We start from the raw sequence: 14,881 nt of genomic DNA on the forward strand, positions 1-14,881 counted from the left end.
TCGGCCTGCATCGAACTGTCGGCCTGCAACGGCGTGCCACAATGCGGGCATGGTCCACACCTCCGGTTCCCTTGTCAGCGTCGGTGCCCTGGTTGGCGACCAGGCGCGCGCATCCATGCTGCTGCAGTTGATGGATGGGCGTGCGTATACCGCGACGGAGCTGGCACGCGTGGCTGGGGTGACACCGCAGACGGCGAGCACGCATCTGCGCAGGCTGGTCGAGGCCGATCTGCTGGTTGCTGTCGCGCAGGGGCGACACCGCTACCACCGGCTGGCCTCGCACGAGGTTGCCGACATGCTGGAGGGCATCCTGCGCGTTGCGGACCGCACGCCGTCCTGCACCGCTGAGGCATCACGCAGCATGCCGGCGTTGCGCCAGGCGCGTTCCTGCTACCGGCATCTGGCCGGTGTGCATGCGGTGGCGATTACCGACCGCTTGTTGCAGGCAGGGCACCTGGTCCCGCACCAGGCGCATTGGCAGGTGAGTGTGGAGGGCGCAGCGTTCCTGCAGGAGCTCGGCCAGCCGCTGGCTGAGCTGCTGCGGCTTCCCGTGACGGTCAAGCCTGCGCGCTACTGCCGAGGATGCCTGGACTGCACCGAGCGGCGCCCGCATCTGGCCGGGCTGGTCGGCGAGGCGATGCTGGACAGCTTCGTGAAGAACGATTGGCTTCGGCGGGTTGAGGGTCGACGTGAACTGCGGCTGACGCAGCCGGGGCGCGAAGCGCTGTGGACGCGGTTCGGCCTGGCGACATAAGGGCCCCTCCAGTCTCATTCGCCCACGACATGGCAAGGCGCTATGGTCGAGTTCCAAGTCTTAGGGAGCTGCAATGGCGAGCAAGGACATGAACGATCGCGGCACGCTGGCGGTATGCCGGCAATGAGCAAATCTTCTGTGGAAGTACGTTGGCTGACGTTCCGCCTGATGAACGGCCAGTCGATCGGACCGGATCGACTGAAGGATGGATGGGTGATTGCTTCGGAGACCCGCCACTGTGGCGTGCGGCGTGAAGCCATCGAAGGCGCGGGCGTGGTCTACGCGCTGTATGCACCGGCCAACCTGGCCTCACCGCGGCGCGCGGAGATGCGCATGCGCGAATTCCTGATGAGCTCCGGCTACACCTTCACCATGGGTACGCTGGGCGGCTGACGCCGCCCTTTGGGGTCACGGGCGTACGGTCAGTGCCTGGCCGAGCATGCCGATCGGACCGCGCGCATCGTGCAGCACGGTGCTGGTCAAGCCGAGACCCTGGTGGCCAAACGACACCGACGTGTCGAAGCCCAGCCACTCGCCTTCGGGCATGCCGAACAGGTGCGCGGTCAGATCGAGGTTGGGGAAGGCGACCTCCTTCGGATCGGCGCGCACGGCCATGCCATTGGACAGATCGAACAGGGTGGCGGCACGGGCCAGCGGACTGACCGGCTCGCCGTCCAGCAGCGCGTGCTTCGCGCGCGCCCAGTAGGTGGCACGGCCGGGCCCCTGATCATGTCGGCGGATCTCCACGCTCTTGATGAAACCGCCTGGCCAGACCGTACCTGGGTTCCACGCGGGCATTGATTCCGGCGGAGCAATGCCGGTGATCGGCGTGCCGGCGATGGCCTGCGTATCGTTCGGGCGCATCAGCCATGCACGCACGCGCAGCGCCGGGCGATCGTCATGGCGCAGCGTGGCTTCGACCAGTTCGATGGTGCGACCACCGCGCAGCACCTGTACGTCGGCCTCCATCGCTTCGATCGGAATGGTGCCGAGGATGTCGTAGGACAGGCGCGCGATCAGAAAACCGTGCCCACGCGCTGCGGCGTCGCGTTCCAGGTGGTGCGCCAGCAGCCCGATCGCAGGTGCGATGTGTTGTTCGCGGATGTTCCAGGCGCCGCCCGTGTGTTCGGTCGGCAGGTAGCGGGTGTCGCTCAGTCGTTCGAAGAAGGCCATCGTATGCGTTGTGTCAGCAGGGGGGGGAGGCGGCAGATGCTGCGCGGGTCCCTGCATCGTAAGCGTTTGGCAGCGTGGCCGGCTGAGCCGGCTCCCGCAGGAGCCGGCTGGATGCCGGTCAGGGCGACGGGCAGTCCGTTTCGCGGCACAGCTTGTACTCGGCCAGACACTGCTCGGAGGTCTTGCCCAGCGGTCCATGTGATGTACGCAGGCACTGCTCGTACTTCAGCGTGCAGAACTCGCAGGATCCTGCGGCGAAGGCCAGGCCGGTTACGGCCATGCCAAGGAACATCACGGTCTTCAAGGTCGTCTTGATCATCACGTCAGTCCTTTGTGTGCCCTTCAATGGGCGGGGCTACCATAGCAGTCCTTCCATCGCGGCCTTGATGCACCGCGACACGCGTTGTGCTCACCGCCGTGCAGCCTTCAACGCCTCGACCACATCGGCTTCAGAGAAGCCGCAATGCCCTTTGCCTGCCGGAGGCAGCACCCGCGGCAACGGCCGTGCGCCGACATGCGCCGCCAGCTGCGGATACACCGCCTGCATATGCGGCACGATGGTGGGATCATTGTTGTTGAACTGGATCACCAGCGGCCGCTTCAACGCGCCGCTCAGTGCCAGCTTCGCACGGACATCGGCTTGCGCCGCAGGCGCGGCGTCGAGACGCTGCACGCCGGCATTGAACGCCGTGTCGTCGCCGAAGCCGCGGTAGACCACGCCCCTGTTGCCCACCGGCATGCCGCCGCTACGTGTCGCCAGTTCGTGCAGGACCAGTGCATGCAGGCTGATCGTACCGGCCAGCGCATCCGGAGCGACCTGCAGCTGCCTGGCAAGCACGTCGGCATGCTGGGGGTTCTGCTGCAGCGCGCCGGCGATGCCTTGATAGAGCGCTCCCTGCGGCAACGCGGCTGCTTCGCGCGAGGCCAGTCCACTGGCCGGCAGGCCTTCCGCGTTGGGGAAGAAGTAATCGAAGGCGACCAGCGTTGTCAGCAGATCCGCGGCGATCTGTTCGCCACTGAGGTTGGCGCCGCACAGCGAGACGCCACCGGTGTAGTGCTGCGGGTAGCGCTCGAGGCTGGCGAGTGTCACCGCGCCGCCCATCGAGAATCCGAGCAGCCAGGTGTGGTGCACGCGCTTGAGTTCGCCCAGCGCATGCTGGCGCAGGCGCTCCATGTCGGTGATCGCATCGGCCACGGCCCAGCCCTGGCTGGCGTAGGCACTCTGCGCGACGGCGTAGCCTGCGGCCAGCAGCGTTGCAGTGCTGTCATTGGCGGTCATCGGCGTAGTGCGTGGCACGCCCACCGGCTCGTAGCCATGCGCCAGCATCACCAGGTCGCCGTTCCAGTCAGCCGGCACGTCCAGGCGCCAGGGGGCACCCTGCAGTTCACCGCTGAGCATGCGTGGTGCAGTGGGTGGCGCAGCCAGCAGCGATGCCGCAGGCAGCAGAAGGGCGAGGGCGCATCGAAGCAAGGGGCGCATCTTGGTCATTCCATCCGGGAATGGCGCCGAGCATAGATGCCTGCGAATTGTTGCGCGCGCTGCACTGCCGCAGGGGATTGCCCGCCGGCCAGGCTGCGCTCTACGCTGGCGGCATGGTCCTGCACAGCACCGCGTCGATTATCCGCATTCCCCACGGGAAGGCGGGATAGCGCGCGGTCGCCACGGCCATGCAACCCGCCCGGGAAGGCGGGTTGCATGCGGCGCTCTCCCGGATACTGGAATCCATCAAGGAGAACGCAGGTGCATCACCTTTCATCGACCGACAATGCGCCGACCCTGCACCTGGTGTGCGGCAAGATCGGTGCCGGCAAATCCACCCTGTCGCAGCAGCTGGCGGCGCAGCCACGTCACGTGCTGATCAGCGAGGACGCCTGGCTGGCCGCGCTGTATCCCGACCAGATCCATTCCGTTGCCGATTACCTGCAGCGCGCGGCCGCGCTGCGCGGAGCGCTGACGCGGCATGTATGCGCGATCCTGCAGGCCGGCGTTTCGGTCGTGCTCGACGTTCCGTTCAATACGCCGGCCGCCCGTGCATGGGGCCGCGAACTGTTCGAGTCGGCCGGTGTTGCCCACCAGCTGCATTTTCTCGATGTTGCCGACGCCATCTGCAAGGCGCGGCTGCATGCCCGCAACGCGCGCGGTGAGCACCCGTTCCAGCCCAGCGACGAAGCCTTCGAGCAGATCACCCGTCACTTCGTGGCACCTGCGCAGGAGGAGGGCTTCGTGGTGATCCGTCATTCACAGGAGGCTTGAGGGCGCGGAGAGGGCGGCGTTCAGTCGACCATTTCGGTGGTGATTCCGATACGATCTGTCGCATTGAGCTCGCCTCGCTTGACCCGGAGTCCCGTCATGGTCGACCGTCTCGCCATACTGCTTGAACGTTTTGCGGTGACCGCCTCGGTATTCCATGCCGGTGCGCTGTGCGGCATCAACACGCTGGAGGGCGAAGACGAGGCGGGTCAGCTGCACCTGGTGCGGCGCGGGCCGGTGCAGGTCAGCCACGGGCAGCAGACCGTGCAGGTCGAAGTGCCGAGCCTGCTGCTGTATCCGCGGCCGATGCCGCATCGCTTCAGCACCGACCCGCAGCAGGGCGCCGACATGGCCTGCGCCAACCTGCATTTCGAGGGCGGTCGGCTCAATCCGATCAGCGCCGCGCTGCCTGATTTCATCTGCCTGCCGCTGGCCGATCTGTATGGCGGCAACGCGGCGCTGGAACTGCTGTTCGAAGAAGCGTTCGAGCAGCGTTGCGGGCGGGCGGCGATGGTCAACCGGCTGTTCGAGGTGGTGATGATCCAGGTGCTGCGCCAGCTGATGGAAGGCGGCGAGATGCGTGGCGGCCTGTTCGCCGGGCTGGGTCATCCGCGGCTGAGGTTGGCGCTGGTGGCGATGCATGAAGCGCCGGCGCAGGCGTGGACGCTGGAGGACCTGGCCGAAGTGGCCGGCATGTCACGCAGCGTGTTCGCCGCCAGCTTCCGCGAGGCGATGGGCACCACGCCGGGCCAGTACCTGCAGGGCTGGCGGGTGGGGTTGGCGCAGCAGGCACTGCGCCAGGGGCGGCCGCTGAAGCGGATTGCCGATGATGTGGGCTATGGCAGCGAAGCGGCGCTGTCGCGCGCGTTCAAGGCGCACACCGGGCAGTCGCCGCGGGAATGGCGGGGACAGGCCCGTGCCAGTGCGGCCTGAGCGTCAGCCGAGCACCAGCCGGGCCAGCTTCATCCCACCGAACAGGCCGGCCAGGCCCAGTGCCACCGAGCCGCCGGCATACAGTGCCGCCAGCCCATGCTGGCCACGCTGCAGCAGCAGGCCGATCTCCAGCGCATAGGTGGAAAACGTGGTGTAGCCGCCGAGGATGCCGGTGGCCAGCAGCAGGCGCAGCTGCGGCGAGGCGCCATTGCGCATCGCGAAGACCTCGACCACCACGCCCATCAGCAGGGCGCCGCTGACGTTGATCAGGAAGGTCGACCAGGGCCAGGGACTGCCGACGGCCACCCGCGCGCCGATCAGGTTGCAGGCATAGCGCAGGCAGGCACCGATGCCGCCTCCGACGAAGACCAGGAAATAATTGTTCAGTGTTTGCATGGCGTGCCTCGAATGCGGGTTCGCAGGGTCAATGGCGAACGCCGAGGGCAGGCACGACCTGCCGTCGACGAACACCGGGTTCGTCCTGGCAGGAGCCATCAGCCTTCTCAGGCGGTTATCGGGGGAGCCCCATCCCCATCGCGGTCCATGCTACCAGCGGCGGTGCATTCACGTCATCGAGGTCGTCAGCACGCGGGCGACCTTGCTGCGGCTGAAGCCATCCATCAGCAGTTCGAACGCGAGCAGATCCAACGCTGCATGGCGGCGATGGTCGATCTCCAGCCCGTTCTCGGCCACCAGGTGACTGACCAGCTCGTAGGCGTCCTGCCAGACATCCAGATGGGCCTGGCTGGGGATGTAGGCACTGCCAGGCTCACCGACGCCGAGCCCGCTGACCCCGTACAGCAGCTCGCGTGCGTCCAGCTTGGCCGCATCGGCGATGCGGAACAGCTGTTCGGCTTTCACGTGCGAGGCGCTCACGTGGTCGTTGAGCCAGTTGCTGATGGTTGCTGTCGTTGATTTGGCGGCGCGTGCCAGATCGGCCGGGCGTGGGTGCCCGGCTTTCTTCATGGCTGCCGCGAGTCGTTGGCCGAGAGTATTCATCTATGCAAGCCAGCTTAACGCGTGGATTGCGAAGAAGCCTTGTCGCAAGAATCAGTCTGGTTAACAGAAGGACCGACCGTGACCGAATTCTGGAGCAAGCGGCAGGTGCGCACCCGGCTGGGATTCCAGACCGATGCCGAACTGGCCCGCTTCTTTGGCATCAGCCGTTCCGCAGTGTCGCAATGGCCGAAGGATTTCCCGATTCCGGCCCTGCGGCAGTACATCCTGCATCAGCGCTATCCGAACCTGTTCCCCACGACAGAAGCGTCGGCGGGCGAATCCATCTGACTTGCGCCGCCTTTTGTCGCATTTAGCACGCTAAGCGCAATTTGCTAAGTATGCTTAGCAAAATAGGCAAGATCGATCGATCTGAGGGTCACAATCGGCGCCATCTACTGGAGTCATCGGTCCATGGTTCCCGCGGCCTGTCGGCTTCACCCCATCCGGGGGGCCCGGGGTCCCGTATGTAGTTTCGTGAACGATTAATAATTTCAATCGCTAAAGTCGCCGCATGTAATTGACCTGTCGTGAAATCTATGACTAATTGGAGTCAACCAAGCGTGAAGCCTGGGAGTCTTTCAGTAGCACGCAAGTGAGTCGGTAGACCGTCAACAATGCAGAACAAGTCCAACGGAGGTCGTATGGAATACGGCATGCATGGCTTGGCTGAACGGGTACGCCGCGAACTGGAAGCCAGTTACCACAAACACGGATGCGGTCCGGCGTTCTGGGATACCTACCAGCAGGTGCTGGACCGTCTGGTCCCGCAGGGGACCGAGCGTACCGAAGTCACCAACGAAATGGCGCTGATCATCGAACAGCTGGGCATCGTCCGGCGTGCGCAGCTTGTGCCGCCGCACGCCAGCGGGTCGCGTTGATTCAGAGCAGGCGCCAGGCGCCGCAGGCAAGCAGCGCCAGCAACAAGGACAGCAGCGCCAACGTCCGGGGTCGCCACAGGCGCTTCGGTTGTCCGGCCATTGCCTGGGGACTGCAGTAGCGCACCAGCGCCGGACCGAAACCGGCCCGGTGCTGCTGTTGTGCGCAGGCCTCCAGGCAGGCACCGCAGGCCAGGCAATCGGCGTGCGGTCCCTGGCGGATGTCCAGTTGCATCGGGCAGGCAATGACGCAGGCCGCGCAATCGGTGCAATCACCCAGACGGTCGGCGCTGAAGGTCGGCATCGGTCCAGCCAGCAGCGGATGCGCGGCGCGGAATACGTAGTCCTGCGCAGTGGTCGGGTCGAGCAGGCCGCGGCCACGGCCCAGCACCCCGCCAAGCCCGGATGGACGTGGCCCGCGCGGCTCACCGCGACGGGCGTCGTACAGCATGCGCGGCGTATGCGGATCGGTCAGCAGTGGCTGCATGCGTGCGAACGGGCACAGCGAACGGCAGACCTGCTCGCGCAGGAAACCGGCGTTTCCCCAGGTGGCAGCGGCATAGAACAGTACCCAGAACGTTTCCCAGCCGCTCCAGCCAGCGTTTGGCGCGGCGGCCAGCAAGCCGGTGATCGGGCTGAACAGGCCGACGAAGGTAATGCCGGTCCACACTGACAGCAGTCCCCAGGCCAGCTGGGTGACCGGGCGTACAGCAGGTGCCGGCAGCATGCGGGCCGCGCTGCGGGCGATCCAGTCGAAGGCGCGCCGCCACAGCGTCTGCGGGCAGGCATGGCCGCACCAGATGCGTCCGGCGAGGTGGGTAAGCAGCGCCAGGCCGACGGCCAGTACCGCCAGCAGGCCGATCAGTACGCCGACGTCGCCGGGCCACAGGGTCCAGCCGAACAGGTCGAATCGCCGCGCGTTGATGTCCAGCAGCAGCGCCTGGCGGCCCTCCCAGCGCAGCCACGGCAGTGCGTAGAACAGCGCCAGCAGGGCGGCGCTGAGCGTGCCGCGCCAGTGCCAGGGACGGGGAGTCCGGGTACATGACGTGCTCATCCCAGCGGCAGCTCGTCGTCGTCATCGCTCGGCATGGGCCGCTGCAGGTACCAGGTGACCGCGCTGGACAGTGCCGTCACCGACCAGAACATGAAGAATCCCGCCGTGTAACCCAGTTCGCGGCTGATTGCGGTGCCCGGGAAACTGATGGCCTGCAGGCGCAATGGATCGACGAAGGCGAAGAACACCACGCTGGCCACGCCGGCGGCGATGAAGCTGGGCCAGAGGATGGCGCCCCACTGCTGGATCAGCCGCTGGCGGCGGTTGGGAGAAGGTCTGTTCATGCTGTCCCGGATCGAAAAGTGGGCGGCGCGTATACTTCGCCAGGGTCGGCGCCGCATCCGCAGGGCATGCTTCCTGCAAGCGTGCCAGCCTAGGCGCAGCGGACTGCGCCGACATTGATCTGGATCAACGGTGGTGATGGCCGGCTGCGGCACACTGCCGGCACGCTTTGGGTACCCCGATGAACGCAACACCGCCGCCTGTCCTCCCCGTCGCCTCGCTCGAGTTGTGCACCGAGCAGGAAGTGACCCGCCTGGTTCACGACTTCTATGCCTGCGTGCGCGAGGAAGAGCGGCTGGGGCCGGTGTTCGGCGCGCACGTCCACGATTGGCCCGAGCACCTGGCGCAGCTGGTCGACTTCTGGTCGGCGATGCTGCGCGGCACCCGCCGGTTCAAGGGCTCGCCGATGTCCAAGCACATGGCCATCGAGCTGGACAAGGACCTGTTCGACCGCTGGCTGGTGCTGTTCCGGATCACCACCGCCGAATGCAACAACCCGCCGATGCAGGAGCTGGCCAACGACGTGGCCGCGCGCATCGGTGACACCTTCTGGAAGCGCTACCAGATGCTGCGCTGGCCGCAGGTCGGCCTGCCGGTGCTGGGGATCCCCGGCAAGGATTGATCTGGGTCAAGGCGGCGCAGGCCGCCCGGCGCGATGCTGGCGGCATGGACACGTTCTCTCCCGCCGCTGGTGGCCTGGCCTGGACCTTCGACCCCGATCTTCTGCGCCGGCACGACCGGCCGGGCCCGCGCTACACCTCGTACCCGACCGCGCCGCATTTCCATGATGGCTTCGACGCGCCGGCGCTGCGCCAGGCGATCGCCGACAGCAACCAGCTGGCCCGTGCGCTGTCGCTGTACGTGCATGTGCCGTTCTGTTCCAGTCCCTGCTTCTACTGCGGCTGCAACCGGGTGATCACCCGTGATCGCGGTCGTGGCCACAGCTACGTCTCACGCGTGCTGGCCGAGGCCGACCTGCTGGCGCCGCAGTTCGATGACGGCCGCGAGGTGATCCAGCTGCACCTGGGTGGTGGTACGCCGAACTTCCTCGATGCCGAAGCGATGACCACGCTGGTGGAAGGGTTGCGCCGGCGCTTCGATTTCAGTGATTCGCCGCAGCGCGATTTCTCGATCGAACTCGATCCGCGCTTCATCGACACCCGCGACGTCGCCATGCTGGCGCGGCTGGGGTTCAACCGGGCCAGCCTGGGCGTGCAGGATTTCGATCCGCAGGTGCAGGAATCGATCAACCGCGTGCAGGGCGTGCAACAGACGCTGGACATCCTGCGTGCCTGCCGCGACAGCGGCATGCGTTCGGTCAACGTCGATCTGATCTATGGGTTGCCGGGACAGAGCCTGGAAGGCTTCGGTCGCACCCTCGAGCTGGTGCTGGCGCTGCGCCCGGACCGCCTGGCGGTCTACGGCTACGCGCACCTGCCGCATCTGTTCCGCGCGCAGAAGCAGATCGACGAAAGCCGCTTGCCGTCACCGGAAGACAAGCTGGCGCTGCTGGGCCTGGCGGTGGAGAAGCTCTCCGCGGCGGGCTACCAGTACATCGGCATGGATCACTTTGCGTTGCCGGAAGAGGATCTGTCGCGCGCACAACGCGCCGGCCAGCTGCATCGCAACTTCATGGGCTATACCACCCACGCCGATACCGATCTGCTCGGCCTGGGCGTGAGTGCGATCAGCCACATCGGTGCCACCTACAGCCAGAATCCGCGCGACCTGCCGTCGTGGGAGGACGCGGTGGACCAGGGCCAGCTGCCGGTCTGGCGCGGCGTGGCGTTGAGTGCCGACGACCAGTTGCGCGCGGAACTGATCCAGCAGCTGATGTGCCAGGGCGAGGTGGATGGCGTGCTGCTGGGGCAGCGTCACGGCGTGGATTTCGAGCAGTACTTCGCCGAGGACCTGCGTTCGGTACAGAGGCTGCAGGAAGACGGCCTGGCCGAATACCGCGATGGCGTGGTGCGTGCCAGTGAACCCGGGCGACCGCTGCTGCGGCTGCTGGCGATGTGCTTTGACCCGTATCTGCGTGCCGCGCACGAGCAACCACGTTATTCGCGGGCGATCTGAAAGCGGGACGTGCTGCGTGCGTGTGGTGCCCGGAGCCGGAATCGAACCGGCATGGGGTTGCCCCCGGCGGATTTTAAGTCCGATGCGTCTACCAGTTTCGCCATCCGGGCCTGCAGCGCGGCGCCGATTGTAGCCCACCTGCGGTTCCGCAACCGGATTGCATCATGGCCGCGGCGTGCTTAACTGTCGATCGCATTCATGTCATAGTCCCTGCCATCGTTCCCAGGGGGGGAGCCACCTGATGTCGCTGCACGCGATTGCCTATGCCAGTGAGGCCCGCGCCGATCTGCAGACAACCGATCTTGACCGCCTGCTGGCCGACGCCACGGCATTCAATCGTGTAGCCGGTGTCACCGGTGTGCTGATGTTCGACGGAGCGCGCTTCCTGCAGTATCTCGAGGGCCCGGAGGACGGCATCGATTCGGTGTTCCAGCGCATCCTCAATGCGCGCAGCCACGGGCAGCTGAAAGTGTTGTGCCGTGCCCCCGTGGTGCAGCGCGCATTTCCGCGCTGGTCGATGGGCACGCGGCGGATCGAACCGGAGCTGCTGGCACAGATCGTCGACGCCGCGTGGCCCGGCTTCCTGCTTGGCAGTGGTGGATTCGAGCGCCTGCTGCAGGCCTGGACCGGCGCAGACGGCGAACTGGAACCGGCCGCGGTGGCGTTGGGGTCCTGAGCCCGCCTTGGCGGCAGGGCGCCGGGGCCGGTAGGCTGTAGCCTTTCTGGCGCAGGTTTTCCGGAGTGGTGCAGCAGATGAGTGTGTTGGCCGAGGCCATGGCAGCGTATGTGCGATCGCATCCGTTGCGCGGGATGTGCCGATGAGTGCGCCGGTAGCGGCGGCCAGCGCACCCCGGTTTGCGGTGATCGGCCTGGGCTACGTCGGCCTGCCGTTGGCGGTGGCGTTTGGCCGGCAGTGGCCGACGTTGGGTTTCGATATCGATGCCGGTCGCATCGCCGAGCTGCGCAACGGCCAGGACCACACGCTGGAAATGGAATCCGACGAGCTGGCCAGTGCGCAGCTGCTGCAGTACGGCAGCGATCCCGCACTGCTCGATGCCTGCAACGTCTACATCGTCACCGTGCCGACCCCGATCGATGCTTACGAGCAGCCCGACCTGGAGCCCCTGCGTTCGGCGACACGGCTGATTGCCAGTCATCTTCGCGCCGGCGACCTGGTGATCTACGAGTCCACGGTCTACCCCGGTACCACCGAGGAAGTGTGCGTGCCGCTGCTGGAGCAGGGTTCGGGCCTGCGCTTCAACGAAGACTTCTATTGCGGCTACAGCCCGGAACGGGTCAGCCCCGGCGACCGCCAGCGGCGCCTGGCCGACATCCGCAAGATCACTTCCGGCTCGACAGCGGAAGTCGCTGCGGTGATTGATGGTCTGTACCAGCGCATCATCGCCGCCGGTACCTTCCCGGCACCGTCGATGCGGGTGGCCGAAGCGGCCAAGGTGGTCGAGAACATCCAGCGCGACGTCAATATTGCGCTGGTCAACGAGCTGGCCCTGATCTTCGACAGGCTGGGCATCGATACCCAGGACGTACTGGACGCCGCCGGCAGCAAGTGGAATTTCCTGCCGTTCCGGCCGGGGCTGGTCGGCGGCCACTGCATCGGCGTGGACCCGTACTATCTGCTGCACAAGTCTGAGAGCGTGGGCTATCACCCGGACCTGATCCACACCGCACGACAGGTCAACAACCGCGTCGGCGAGCACGTGGCGGCGCGGGTGCTGGCGATGCTGGCCGAGCGTGGCCGTGCGCCGGCGGACGCACGCATCCTGGTGCTGGGCGTGACCTTCAAGGAGGATTGCCCGGACCTGCGCAACAGCCGCGCGCTGGAACTGGCGCAACGCCTGCGTGATGCCGGTGCGCAGGTGGAGGTCAGCGACCCCTGGGTCGGCCCGGCGGCGCTGACCGGCGAGGGCCTGGATTGGCTGGCCGATCCCAGGGCGGGGTGCTATGACGCGGTGGTGCTGGCAGTGGCCCACGCCCGTTTCAAGGCGATGGATGAATCCGCAATCCGGGGGCTGCTGGCGCCGGGAGGCCTGGTCTACGACGTGAAATCGGCCTGGCCGCGCAACGTGGTTGACGATCGCTTGTAAGCCTTGGCAGCGGGCGGCGCGGTAGACTCGGGGGCAGTTGCAACCGAGGAAAGCCATGCACCGGTATATCGTCTACCTGCTCGCCATCCTGATGTTCCCGATATGCCTGTGGCTGGCCACGATCTGGCCGGCCTGGTATTGGGGCGTCGGCCTGACTGCCGCGATGGTGGCGCTGGGGACCTGGGACCTGCTGCAGAAGCGCAGCACGCTGCGCCGCAACTATCCGGTGATGGCGCACTTCCGCTACGGGCTGGAATCGATCGGCCCGGAGATCCGCCAGTACTTCGTGCAGAGCGACCTGGAAGACGTGCCGTTCTCGCGCCAGCAGCGTGCACTGATCTACCAGCGCGCCAAGAACGAGATGGACACGGTGCCGTTCGGCACCCTGCGCAGCACCTATGCGGTGGATTACGAGTGGATCAACCATTCGCTGGCACCGACCGCCATCGCCAAGCATGACTTCCGTGTGTTGATCGGCCCGAACTGTGCCAAGCCTTATTCGGCCAGCGTGTTCAACATCTCGGCGATGAGCTTCGGTTCGCTGTCGGCCAATGCCATCCGCGCGCTGAACGAAGGCGCACGCCGCGGTGGCTTCTATCACGACACCGGCGAAGGTTCGATCTCGCCCTACCACCGCGAGATGGGCGGCGACCTGGTGTGGGAGATCGGCTCGGGCTACTTCGGTTGCCGTGACGAGAAGGGCGGTTTCAGCGAGGAACGCTTCGTTGCCAATGCCACCCATGATCAGGTCAAGATGATCGAGATCAAGCTGTCGCAGGGCGCCAAGCCCGGCCACGGTGGCGTGCTGCCGGCGCCGAAGGTGACCGCCGAGATCTCGGTGACGCGTGGCGTGCCGATGGGTGTGGACTGCGTGTCACCCTCGCGTCACTCGGCGTTCTCGACGCCGGTCGAGCTGCTGCAGTTCGTTGCACGCCTGCGCGAGCTGTCCGGTGGCAAGCCGGTCGGTTTCAAGCTGGCCATCGGCCACCCGTGGGAGTGGTTCGGCATTGCCAAGGCGATGCAGGAAACCGGGCTGCTGCCGGACTTCATCGTGGTCGACGGCGCCGAGGGTGGCACGGGTGCGGCACCGGCGGAGTTCGTCGACCATGTCGGCGTGCCGATGCACGAAGCGCTGCTGTTGGTGCACAACACCCTGGTCGGCCTGGATCTGCGCGATCGCATCCGCATCGGTGCGGCCGGCAAGATCACCAGCGCGTTCGACATCGCGCGGACCATCGCGCTGGGGGCTGACTGGTGCAATGCCGGCCGAGGCTTCATGTTCGCGCTGGGCTGCATCCAATCACTGAGCTGCCATACCGACAAGTGCCCGACCGGCATCGCGACCCAGGACCCTGCACGCTGGAAGCATCTGGATGCACCGGACAAGGCCACCCGTGTGTACAGCTACCACGAGCACACGCTGCACGCCCTGAAGGAGCTGCTGTGTGCGGCGGGCCTGAACGATCCGGCCGAGCTGGGGCCGGAGCACATCCTGCGCCGCGTCTCACCGGTGGAAATCCGTTCGCTGGCCTCGCTGTACCGCTACCTGGAACCAGGCGAACTGCTGCACAAGGTGCCCGACCATGCGGTGTTCCATGCGTTCTGGGCCGATGCACGCAGCGACTCGTTCCAGCCGCCGCCGAAGATCCAGGCGCTGCGCGCCAGCAAGTCGCGATAACGATTCTGTAGCGTCGAGCCATGCTCGACTGCTTTTCCACGCAGTCGAGCAAGCTCGACCCTACAAGGAGGCGCCATGCAGTTCAGGATCGGAACCATCGATGATGTCGCCACGTTGTGGGCGCTGCGCACGCGCTGTGTGCGCGAGACCTGCAGCAGCCATTACCCTCCCGAGGTCATCGCGCCCTGGTCGGCCTCGCCGCCACCGTCGCAGTACGCGCGGCTGTTGTCGCAGGGGGGCTGCGTGGTGGCCGAGGACGGGCAGGGTGTCCTGCTCGGGTTCGGCGTGTTTGATACCGATGCCAACGAGGTTGATGCGTTGTTCGTCGATCCGGATCGCGGCGGCAAGGGCATCGGCCAGGCGCTGATGCAGCGCCTGCTGGCGATGGCCGATCGTGATCGTGAGGTAGTGCTGTCGGCCTCGCTCAACGCCGTGCCGTTCTATCAACGGCACGGGTTCATCAGCGTGCGCGAAGAGACCTATCCGCATCCCAGTGGCGTCGCGTTGGCGTCAGTGAGCATGCGCCGGCCGTGGTGATGTAGCGTCGAGCTTGCTCGACTGCTCTTGTAGAGTCGAGCCATGCTACTGTCTCTTATACACATCTAGTTGACTCGATCCGGGTGTGGGGGTGAGTCGGGGGGGGGTTCGGGGCGGGCGCGCTGCGGGGGCGCGGTCTCGGTCGGGGGTGGGGGGGGGGGGGG

The 14,881-nt window shown here is 66.3% G+C and carries 19 protein-coding genes, 1 tRNA gene and 1 riboswitch; of the genes, 12 read left to right on the forward strand and 8 right to left on the reverse strand.

The annotated features are described in order from the left end of the window. The first annotated feature begins 49 nt into the window (after positions 1-49). Both AC5O77_RS16465 and AC5O77_RS16470 read left to right on the forward strand, forming a co-directional pair. Positions 50-754: an ArsR/SmtB family transcription factor gene (locus tag AC5O77_RS16465; protein WP_478057086.1), complete on the forward strand. Its 705-nt coding sequence runs from the start codon at positions 50-52 to the stop codon at positions 752-754. Between the two features lie 123 nt (positions 755-877). Further along, on the forward strand, positions 878-1,147 hold the full coding sequence (locus AC5O77_RS16470; RefSeq protein ID WP_032128923.1) for a hypothetical protein: 270 nt from the start codon (positions 878-880) through the stop codon (positions 1,145-1,147). 15 nt (positions 1,148-1,162) lie between these two features. Here AC5O77_RS16470 and AC5O77_RS16475 read toward each other — a convergent pair whose 3' ends face one another. The 3 genes from AC5O77_RS16475 to AC5O77_RS16485 form a co-directional block, all read right to left on the reverse strand. Beyond that, positions 1,163-1,927 carry a thioesterase family protein gene (locus AC5O77_RS16475; protein ID WP_478057085.1) on the reverse strand — a complete coding sequence of 255 codons (765 nt, stop codon included), beginning with the start codon at positions 1,925-1,927 and terminating at the stop codon, positions 1,163-1,165. Positions 1,928-2,045: 118 nt separating this feature from the next. Next, a complete protein-coding gene (locus AC5O77_RS16480; RefSeq protein WP_088025576.1) occupies positions 2,046-2,246 on the reverse strand; it encodes a hypothetical protein in 201 nt (66 codons plus the stop codon). A 90-nt stretch (positions 2,247-2,336) separates the two neighbouring features. Then, positions 2,337-3,407, reverse strand: coding sequence for an alpha/beta hydrolase (locus AC5O77_RS16485; RefSeq protein WP_478057084.1), 1,071 nt, complete (start codon positions 3,405-3,407; stop codon positions 2,337-2,339). 261 nt (positions 3,408-3,668) lie between these two features. Between AC5O77_RS16485 and AC5O77_RS16490 the strand changes: the two genes are divergently transcribed. Both AC5O77_RS16490 and AC5O77_RS16495 read left to right on the forward strand, forming a co-directional pair. Further along, entirely contained in the window at positions 3,669-4,181 is a 513-nt protein-coding gene (locus AC5O77_RS16490) for a P-loop nucleotide/nucleoside kinase family protein (RefSeq protein WP_478057083.1), read from the forward strand. A 96-nt stretch (positions 4,182-4,277) separates the two neighbouring features. Further along, entirely contained in the window at positions 4,278-5,111 is an 834-nt protein-coding gene (locus AC5O77_RS16495; protein WP_032128928.1) for an AraC family transcriptional regulator, read from the forward strand. Positions 5,112-5,114: 3 nt separating this feature from the next. Here AC5O77_RS16495 and crcB read toward each other — a convergent pair whose 3' ends face one another. Together crcB and AC5O77_RS16505 are read right to left on the reverse strand one after the other, a co-directional pair. Continuing rightward, positions 5,115-5,507 (reverse strand): fluoride efflux transporter CrcB, encoded by a 393-nt coding sequence (gene crcB / locus AC5O77_RS16500; RefSeq protein WP_494506971.1) that lies wholly within the window; start codon positions 5,505-5,507, stop codon positions 5,115-5,117. Between the two features lie 82 nt (positions 5,508-5,589). Beyond that, positions 5,590-5,653: riboswitch (Fluoride riboswitch) on the reverse strand. Between the two features lie 22 nt (positions 5,654-5,675). Beyond that, positions 5,676-6,077: a transcriptional regulator gene (locus AC5O77_RS16505; RefSeq protein ID WP_010486043.1), complete on the reverse strand. Its 402-nt coding sequence runs from the start codon at positions 6,075-6,077 to the stop codon at positions 5,676-5,678. 111 nt (positions 6,078-6,188) lie between these two features. Here AC5O77_RS16505 and AC5O77_RS16510 point away from each other — a divergent pair, with 111 nt between their 5' ends. Continuing rightward, a complete protein-coding gene (locus tag AC5O77_RS16510) occupies positions 6,189-6,398 on the forward strand; it encodes a helix-turn-helix domain-containing protein (RefSeq protein ID WP_032128930.1) in 210 nt (69 codons plus the stop codon). A gap of 353 nt (positions 6,399-6,751) precedes the next feature. Further along, positions 6,752-6,988 (forward strand): hypothetical protein, encoded by a 237-nt coding sequence (locus AC5O77_RS16515; protein WP_032128931.1) that lies wholly within the window; start codon positions 6,752-6,754, stop codon positions 6,986-6,988. Between the two features lies 1 nt (position 6,989). On the opposite strand, the gene AC5O77_RS16520 is transcribed toward AC5O77_RS16515, so the two are convergent. Then, on the reverse strand, positions 6,990-8,039 hold the full coding sequence (locus tag AC5O77_RS16520) for a 4Fe-4S dicluster domain-containing protein (protein WP_164080509.1): 1,050 nt from the start codon (positions 8,037-8,039) through the stop codon (positions 6,990-6,992). Further along, positions 8,036-8,323 (reverse strand): hypothetical protein, encoded by a 288-nt coding sequence (locus tag AC5O77_RS16525; protein ID WP_010486039.1) that lies wholly within the window; start codon positions 8,321-8,323, stop codon positions 8,036-8,038. The genes AC5O77_RS16520 and AC5O77_RS16525 overlap by 4 nt, the downstream gene beginning before the upstream one ends. Before the next feature lie 179 nt (positions 8,324-8,502). On the opposite strand from AC5O77_RS16525, the gene AC5O77_RS16530 reads away from it, so the two are divergent. Together AC5O77_RS16530 and hemN are read left to right on the forward strand one after the other, a co-directional pair. After that, on the forward strand, positions 8,503-8,943 hold the full coding sequence (locus AC5O77_RS16530) for a group III truncated hemoglobin (RefSeq protein WP_478057082.1): 441 nt from the start codon (positions 8,503-8,505) through the stop codon (positions 8,941-8,943). A gap of 44 nt (positions 8,944-8,987) precedes the next feature. Then, positions 8,988-10,397: an oxygen-independent coproporphyrinogen III oxidase gene (gene hemN / locus AC5O77_RS16535; RefSeq protein ID WP_132809774.1), complete on the forward strand. Its 1,410-nt coding sequence runs from the start codon at positions 8,988-8,990 to the stop codon at positions 10,395-10,397. Between the two features lie 23 nt (positions 10,398-10,420). Here the strand turns inward: hemN and AC5O77_RS16540 are convergent. Next, positions 10,421-10,507, reverse strand: a tRNA-Leu gene (locus tag AC5O77_RS16540). A gap of 131 nt (positions 10,508-10,638) precedes the next feature. Here AC5O77_RS16540 and AC5O77_RS16545 point away from each other — a divergent pair. The 4 genes from AC5O77_RS16545 to AC5O77_RS16560 all read left to right on the forward strand — a co-directional run bounded on the left by AC5O77_RS16545 (position 10,639) and on the right by AC5O77_RS16560 (position 14,717). Further along, positions 10,639-11,073 (forward strand): BLUF domain-containing protein, encoded by a 435-nt coding sequence (locus AC5O77_RS16545; protein WP_032128935.1) that lies wholly within the window; start codon positions 10,639-10,641, stop codon positions 11,071-11,073. Positions 11,074-11,215: 142 nt separating this feature from the next. Further along, complete coding sequence (locus AC5O77_RS16550; protein ID WP_478057081.1) at positions 11,216-12,502, forward strand: nucleotide sugar dehydrogenase; 1,287 nt, start codon at positions 11,216-11,218, stop codon at positions 12,500-12,502. A gap of 55 nt (positions 12,503-12,557) precedes the next feature. Then, entirely contained in the window at positions 12,558-14,180 is a 1,623-nt protein-coding gene (locus AC5O77_RS16555; RefSeq protein ID WP_049420983.1) for an FMN-binding glutamate synthase family protein, read from the forward strand. A 75-nt stretch (positions 14,181-14,255) separates the two neighbouring features. Beyond that, positions 14,256-14,717, forward strand: a complete 462-nt coding sequence (locus AC5O77_RS16560) for a GNAT family N-acetyltransferase (RefSeq protein ID WP_478057080.1) — start codon at positions 14,256-14,258, stop codon at positions 14,715-14,717. Positions 14,718-14,881 lie beyond the last annotated feature (164 nt).

The sequence above is a fragment of the Stenotrophomonas sp. INTA L402-1 genome, from assembly GCF_059295135.1.